This window comes from Vibrio sp. YT-15 (genome assembly GCF_033337445.1).
Taxonomy (GTDB): Bacteria; Pseudomonadota; Gammaproteobacteria; order Enterobacterales; family Vibrionaceae; genus Vibrio; species Vibrio alginolyticus.
The window spans coordinates 108,913-115,210 of sequence record NZ_JAWOQR010000014.1 but is presented as its reverse complement, the minus strand read 5'-3'; the positions used below and the strand labels follow the sequence as shown (position 1 = coordinate 115,210).

6 protein-coding genes are annotated in these 6,298 nt (G+C 43.1%); 4 read left to right on the top strand and 2 right to left on the bottom strand.

The window, feature by feature from the left end:
* Window positions 1–15: 15 nt before the first annotated feature.
* Genes vctD through vctC form a run of 3 tightly spaced genes read left to right on the top strand, consistent with a single transcriptional unit; the run spans window position 16 to window position 2,652 of the window.
* Window positions 16–951, top strand: a complete 936-nt coding sequence (gene vctD / locus R7D93_RS20770) for an iron chelate uptake ABC transporter permease subunit VctD (RefSeq protein ID WP_017820306.1) — start codon at window positions 16–18, stop codon at window positions 949–951.
* The gene (vctG, locus tag R7D93_RS20765; RefSeq protein WP_005376631.1) at window positions 944–1,894 is read left to right on the top strand and encodes an iron chelate uptake ABC transporter permease subunit VctG; all 951 of its coding nucleotides are present in this window, start codon (window positions 944–946) and stop codon (window positions 1,892–1,894) included. The genes vctD and vctG overlap by 8 nt, the downstream gene beginning before the upstream one ends.
* Before the next feature lie 2 nt (window positions 1,895–1,896).
* Window positions 1,897–2,652, top strand: a complete 756-nt coding sequence (vctC, locus tag R7D93_RS20760) for an iron chelate ABC transporter ATP-binding protein VctC (RefSeq protein WP_025767868.1) — start codon at window positions 1,897–1,899, stop codon at window positions 2,650–2,652.
* A gap of 42 nt (window positions 2,653–2,694) precedes the next feature.
* Here vctC and cueR read toward each other — a convergent pair whose 3' ends face one another.
* Both cueR and R7D93_RS20750 read right to left on the bottom strand, forming a co-directional pair.
* Window positions 2,695–3,081: a Cu(I)-responsive transcriptional regulator gene (gene cueR, locus R7D93_RS20755; RefSeq protein WP_005376627.1), complete on the bottom strand. Its 387-nt coding sequence runs from the start codon at window positions 3,079–3,081 to the stop codon at window positions 2,695–2,697.
* 87 nt (window positions 3,082–3,168) lie between these two features.
* Window positions 3,169–4,137 (bottom strand): helix-turn-helix domain-containing protein, encoded by a 969-nt coding sequence (locus tag R7D93_RS20750; RefSeq protein ID WP_005382609.1) that lies wholly within the window; start codon window positions 4,135–4,137, stop codon window positions 3,169–3,171.
* Window positions 4,138–4,253: 116 nt separating this feature from the next.
* Between R7D93_RS20750 and R7D93_RS20745 the strand changes: the two genes are divergently transcribed.
* Entirely contained in the window at window positions 4,254–6,260 is a 2,007-nt protein-coding gene (locus R7D93_RS20745; RefSeq protein WP_005382608.1) for a TonB-dependent siderophore receptor, read from the top strand.
* Window positions 6,261–6,298: the final 38 nt, after the last annotated feature.

The window sequence follows — 6,298 nt, the reverse complement described above, 5'->3', positions numbered from 1 at the left end:
TAGCAGAGGTTAACTTTGAAGAAGTTATTGCTAACCCTTGTGGTTTTAAGCACGGTTTCGTTATTTGTTGGGGTGGCAAACATGACGCCCCAACAACTCTTTTCAGGTGATGAGAAAGCATTAGAGCTTTTCTTTACCAGCCGTATACCACGTTTATTTGCCATACTGCTTGCTGGTGCTGGCTTGAGTATTGCGGGTCTTGTCATGCAGCAAATCAGCCAGAACCGATTTGCTGCACCTTCTACAACTGGTACGATCGAATGTGCCATGTTGGGCTACGTACTGAGCGTGGTTTTCTTTGGTAATGATAATCACCTTTGGCTCGTATTTGGCATCTCGGTATTTGGGACGCTAGCGTTTGTTTTCTTTATTCAGCGCATTCAATTTAAGAGCGTGGTTTTTGTGCCTCTTGTCGGGATTATTTTCGGCAATGTCATCCAATCCATGACTACGTTTATCGCTTACAAATATGATGCACTTCAAAGTCTGAATGCTTGGACAGTCGCAAACTTCGCTAACATCTTGCGTGGTGATTTTGAACTGCTGTACATCGCGGTACCAATGGTTATCCTCAGCTATCTTTTTGCCGCAAGGATCTCTGCCGTAGGTATCGGAAAAGATTTCGCGATTAACTTGGGTTTAAATTATCAGCAGGTTGTGACGATTGGCGTGCTATTGGTGTCCATCATGTCAGCAAGTGTCGTGATGATTGTTGGCCAGTTGCCATTCTTAGGGCTGATTGTGCCGAATCTCGTGAGTCACTTTTATGGCGATAATCTCAAAAAGAACATTCCGCTTACGGCCATGTATGGGGCGATTTTAGTGTTGTGTTGCGACTTGGTGAGTCGTTTAATTATTTTCCCTCATGAAATGCCAATCTCTATCGTGATCAGCATATTGGGTGGCGTGGTATTCATCGCTATGTTGTTGCGAGGTAAGCAACATGCGTGATTCAACGAAAATCCTGCTGCTAGGTGGCATTGCGATTCTTTTCGCGTGTCTGTTTATTGGTATTGGGCTAACGGCTGACAACTACCAATATTTTTTGTCTCGTAGAGTTCCTAAAGTATTGGCGATAGTGCTAGCGGGTGTGGCCATTGCTCAGTCTTCACTTGTATTTCAAACCATTACGCACAACCGAATTTTAACGCCAAGTATCATGGGTTTTGATGCGCTGTATGTGTTAACCCAAATTTTGATCGTGTTGATTTTTGGTGGGTTGAGTACCTTAGTTCTTAACTTGTACGTCAATTTCGCGATTGCAGTAATTGTAATGGTGTCGTTTTCGCTACTGCTGTTTGGGTTTTACTTTTCAAAAGGCAGCAAGAACTTGATTACGTTGCTATTGGTCGGCTTGATCTTTGGTCAGCTATTTTCCAATGCGGCGTCATTCTTTTCTTTGCTGATGGACCCAAACACATATGCAATTGTTCAGTCGAAACTGTACGCCAGTTTCAATAATGTCAAAGTGAACTTGGTTTACTTTAGTGCTCCGGCTTTGATGTTTGCATGTTGGTTGTTGTTTAGGATGCATCGCACTTTAGATGTGTTTTGGCTCGACCAAGACAATGCGAAAAGTTTGGGTGTTGATGTACCTAAAGTGACGAGAAATGTGTTTATTATCTCGGCGGTTTTGATTGCTATTTCTACGGCTTTGGTAGGGCCAATCATGTTCTTTGGTTTACTAGTGACCAACTTAAGCCGAGAAATGTTCCGAAGTTACCAACATAAAACGCTATTGGTCGGATGTTCGTTTCTATCCATCAGTTCATTACTTGCTGGGCAATGGATAATCGAAAACGTGTTCAGTTTTGAGACGACGTTGAGTGTCGTAATTAACTTTATCGGCGGTGCGTATTTCTTATACCTGCTGCTGAAAAACAAAGTTGTATAAATATGATAGTAATAGACAAATTAACGAAGGCTTTCGGTTCAAACAAAGTCGTAGACGAGGCCAATACTCAGTTTGAAAAGGGCAAGGTAACATCGATTATCGGTCCAAATGGCGCGGGAAAGAGCACGCTGTTATCTATGGCCTCGCGCTTAACGGAGCGAGATGGCGGTAGTGTTATCATTGATTGCAAGGAAATCGCGGAATGGGACACAAAAGAGCTAGCGAAAAAACTGGCAGTACTTCGCCAAGCTAACTCGATTACAATGCGGTTTACCGTAAAAGAGTTAGTCTCTTTTGGTCGTTTCCCATACTCTAAAGGAAATCTGACTAAAGAAGATCATGAGGTCATAGAACAAGCGATCGACTACTTAGATTTGCAAGATATTCAAGACAAATACTTGGATGAGTTAAGTGGTGGTCAGCGACAGCTTGCATTTATTGCTATGGTGATTGCACAAGATACAGATTATGTCTTTCTTGATGAACCTCTTAATAACTTAGATATCAAACACTCTCTTCAGATCATGAAAGTTGTGCAGCAGTTAGCCCATGACATGAATAAAGCCATGGTGGTCGTGATTCATGATATTAATTTCGCGGCGTGTTACTCAGATGTCATATTGGCGCTTAAGAAAGGTAAAGTTGTGGCGAGTGGTGCGGTTGAAGATGTTATTCAAGCGTCTACGCTAGAGGACATCTACGAAACGCCATTTAACATCATAGAGTTAAACGGTAAGCGCATGTGTACTTATCATTAAGCGAGCTAGTTCGTTTTTAACGAGATCAATAGATAGGCGGGCTTACTTGGTGAGCTCGTCTATGATTGGGCATCGGCTCTCTGCATCTCCAGGACAAGAAGAAACCCAACCTTCAAGTTGCGTTTTGATCTCCATGAGGTGTGCAATTTTTTCTTCAACCTCTCTCAGTTTGTCCATGGTTCTTGCTTTTACTTCGCTACTTTTGCGGTTGGGGTTATGAGCAAGTTGTACGAACTCTTTGCATTCTTGCAACGAAAAGCCTGCGCTTTTTGCGCGTGATACCAAGTTAAGCTCTTGAATATGATTATCTGAATATTCGCGATAGCCAGAGTCGCTGCGCGCTGGTGGAGATATGATCCCTTTGTCTTCATATAATCGAATCGACTTAGATGAAAGCCCTGTGAGCTTCGCGACAGCACCAATATTCATGTTTAACCTCCATAACGTTTAAGGCGAGTATATACCGATGTTGTGGATAAGACACTCCTAAATAACAGTCAGTTACCTAGAGTCCCCTTACTCTTTAATCACTTCATGTGGTGGCACACCAAATGCCTTTTTGAAGGCATAAGTGAAGTTAGAAGGGTGGTGGTATCCGGCTTCATAGGCGGCTTCTGTTATCGTCACTAGGCCACGTTCCAAATGTTGCCTAGCAATCTCAAGACGTCGAAAACGAATGTAGCCGTTTATGGTCATATTAAGTGATTGTTTAAATCGGCGCTGCAGGTTTGAAACACTCATTGAGAATTGGCTCGCCAACTTTTCCAAGCGTAGTTCTTGATCAAGGTGAGTTTCAATATAGCTGACAATATCCTCAATCCGACCGTCAATGTGTCGTTCAATACTGCTGTTTTTAGCACTGAAATTCTTAGGAATTTGCTTGGTGGCTTGATGTAAAATTTGATAGATCAAGCTTTCGACCTCTAGCTTCTCTTGGAACTCTTGCGGTGTTTCTCTATTTGTTAACGTTTCGGCCAGCTCGCATAGCGTCTGGTTAGGCTCCAACTGTTGAAACGCCTGATGAGAGTTAAAAAAGGCTCGATGACTACAATTTTGCTCAAGGCGGGCCTCTAGCCATTGGGGCTTAACCAATATGTTGATCTTATTAATGAGGTTATCTTTGAGCAGTGAACGACGAAAATTTGCAGGTTTGAGTAAGTTCACCACTACACCCTTAGGGCCGTCGCTCGCGTCTAAATCAAATTGCAAATCGTCGTAGCCAAACGAGAGTCTACCTTCTAAAAGAATAGTGACCAGCAGTGAGGCATGTGCAGTAGAAACAATATTCGAATCAATAAGTTCTAGACAACGCCCGCCATGAACAAAAATTTGATCATTGTACTGATATGATAGGAACTTACCTTCGGCCAGTTGAGTTTGACAAGGTTGGCCTTGCGTGACAATCCATTGTTTCTCTGTCGCCTCTAGTCTTTGGGTTAAAGCTATCTTGGCAATTTTAGTTCGTTTTGTTGTGACTTCCTGCATTTGACACTTCCTCATAACACTTGTGCGATTTCGCATAACCAAATCGCCTTTGTATTTATAAAACTCATGCTTATTATACCTGAGAATTATTATCATTAATATTTAGGAATGAAGTTATGGAAAGCCCTGCTTGTTCACCTATCAAGCTTTCAAGCCTTTGCCTTGCAGTGGGAATGGCGCTATCAACCCCTGTTTTAGCTCAAGATACTGAGTCACATTTTGAAGAGGTCGTTGTATGGGGAACGAAAGTTTCCAGCAACACTGAGTCGATGTTTGCGGACGACATGTCACTGAAGCAAGCGGATCATATGTCTGATTTACTGCGCGATATTCCCGGTGTGGATGTTGGTGGCACACACTCTGTGAATCAACGTATTACGATTCGTGGTTTGAGCGAAACCGATTTGGACATTCGTCTTGACGGTGCTTCTCAGCATGCGAGCATGTTCCATCATATTGGTAACTTGACGTTGAACCCTGACATTCTCAAATCTGCGGACATTCAGGTAGGTAATAACTCTGTGACTCAAAACGGGTTAGGCGGTTCGGTCTACTTTGAAACGAAAGACGCTCGTGACTTACTTCGTTACGATGAAAAGTTTGGTGCGCGTGTTTATGGCGGCTATGCATCCAACGACAACCAACAAGGTTCGTTGACACTGTACGGACTTTTGTCCGAAAACATTGATGCGATGGTCTATGGCCATTACGTTACGCGTGATGATTTTGAAGATGGTGATGGCAATAAAACCTATGGTGCTGCAGGTGATGTTTACAACATTCTGGCTAAGCTGGGGTATGAACTAAATGACATCCATCGTTTTGAGCTCTCTTATGACATGTACCGAGACAGTGGAGATTACAGTCCGCGTCCTGATATGTCGGGTAGTGCAAATAATAGCCTGTCGAGCAAGTTACTTATCCCTACGGATTATGACCGCGATACCGTTACCTTGAGTTACGAGTTGCGAGGCGAACAACACCAAGGAAACGTCACTCTTTATAATACCGAGACAGAAATTAAACGTGACGAAACGGTGATGGCCCCTCGTTGGCCCTCGAACCGTTTATCAAAGAACACCGCCAAAAACCAAAACTTTGGTTTGAATGGCAAATTCCAGTCAGATGTTATGTTGGGTGAGTTTGATAATCGAGTCACTTATGGCTTCGACTACATGGATAAAACGTCTTCGAGTTACTACGGTAGTCGTAAGTTTATGGACGAATCGGCGATTTCAACCGCACTGTTTGTAGAAGATCAGTTCTTCTTCTCTGATGCCTTCTTTATTACTGCAGGTATGCGCTTTGATGATTACAAACGCAAAGCTGAGACAGGAACCAGTAATTATGATGATGTGACTTGGGCTCTAGCAGCAGAATGGGCGGTGACGCAAGATTGGACGTTGTTTGCGAGTGCACGCTCTCTATTTAAAGGTCCAGAGCTAATGGAAACCTTTATTGCTTACCAAGACGTTGCATTTTTAGAGGATGGGCTAAAGCCAGAAACGGGATTGAACACGCAGGGTGGTGTTCGTTTTGATAAAACCTTTGATAAGCATTTCTTTGGGGCGAATATTACGGTATTCCAAACGGAAATTGATGATTACATTGCAGACCAGTACCAAAACGCGACTCAAACTTACCTGATTTACAACTTAGGTGATGTTGAGATTAAAGGCTTTGAAGCAAGTGCTTCTTATGGTTACGACAAGTTTAACAGCAAACTTTCTTACTCTAAGTCGGACACCAAAAACAAGAATACTGGTGGTCCTGTTGCTGGGGGCAATGGGCGTAGCATTGATATGGGTGATAGCATTGCTCTAACTTTGGATTACCAGTCAGACGCTTTAGAAACGATCTTCGGGTGGAACTCAATGTTTGTTCTAGAGGAAGACAACGTCTTTGATGGTCAGCCAAAGAAAGCAAGTTATGATGTGCATAATCTATACGCTCAATGGGTGCCGTCTGATATTGATGGGCTGTCGGTGACCTTTGGTATTGATAATGTATTTGACGAGTTGTACAGCTCTCATGCGTCTCGTTCGGGTACTGCACGTGGCTTCACGCTTGATGACTACGAGCCGGGTCGCAACTTCAAGCTCTCTGCAGCTTATCAATTCTAACAAGGCTCTTCATAGGACGTTTCAAAGTAACGAGTAAG

Coding starts and splice junctions, on each gene's coding strand:
- R7D93_RS20750 (WP_005382609.1), bottom strand. CDS start 4,137: ATGCAGGAAGTCACAACAAAACGAACTAAAATTGCCAAGATAGCTTTA.
- cueR (WP_005376627.1), bottom strand. CDS start 3,081: ATGAATATTGGTGCTGTCGCGAAGCTCACAGGGCTTTCATCTAAGTCG.
- vctG (WP_005376631.1), top strand. CDS start 944: ATGCGTGATTCAACGAAAATCCTGCTGCTAGGTGGCATTGCGATTCTT.
- vctC (WP_025767868.1), top strand. CDS start 1,897: ATGATAGTAATAGACAAATTAACGAAGGCTTTCGGTTCAAACAAAGTC.
- R7D93_RS20745 (WP_005382608.1), top strand. CDS start 4,254: ATGGAAAGCCCTGCTTGTTCACCTATCAAGCTTTCAAGCCTTTGCCTT.